Source organism: Streptomyces sp. AC627_RSS907, assembly GCF_019049165.1.
In genome coordinates this window covers 1-564 of record NZ_JAGMUE010001420.1, presented here as the reverse complement: position 1 = coordinate 564, position 564 = coordinate 1, and the positions used below count along the sequence as shown (strand labels likewise).

1 protein-coding gene is annotated in these 564 nt (G+C 73.9%); it reads right to left on the bottom strand.

Translation table 11 applies throughout. The features are described from left to right. On the bottom strand, positions 1 to 564 hold a 564-nt coding region (locus KUM32_RS42225; RefSeq protein WP_254406821.1), incomplete at both ends, for a lyase family protein.

Below are 564 nucleotides of genomic sequence, written 5' to 3'. Positions count from 1 at the left end.
CGGCCACCATCAGCACCGCCTCGGGGATCACCGGGTTGACCTTGCCCGGCATGATCGAGGAGCCCGGCTGGAGGTCGGGCAGCGCGATCTCGGCGAGCCCGGTGCGCGGCCCGGAGGCCATCCACCGCAGGTCGTTGCAGATCTTGGTGAGGCCGACCGCGATGGTCCGCAACTGGCCGGAGGTCTCCACCAGGGCGTCGCGCGCCCCCTGCGCCTCGAAGTGGTTCCTGGCCTCGCTCAGCGGCAGCCCGGTGGCGCGGGCCACCTCGGCGATGACGGCCGCCGAGAAGCCGGGCGGGGTGTTGATGCCGGTGCCCACGGCCGTGCCGCCGAGCGGGAGTTCGGCCAGCCGTGGCAGCGCGCTGCGCAACCGCTCCACGCCGTAGCGCACCTGCGCCGCGTAGCCCCCGAACTCCTGGCCGAGGGTGACCGGGGTGGCGTCCATCAGGTGCGTACGCCCCGACTTCACCACGTGGGCGAACTCCTGCGCCTTGCGTTCCAGCGCCTCGGCGAGGTGGTCGAGCGCCGGGATCAGGTCGGCGGTGACGGCCGCGGTGGCGGCGA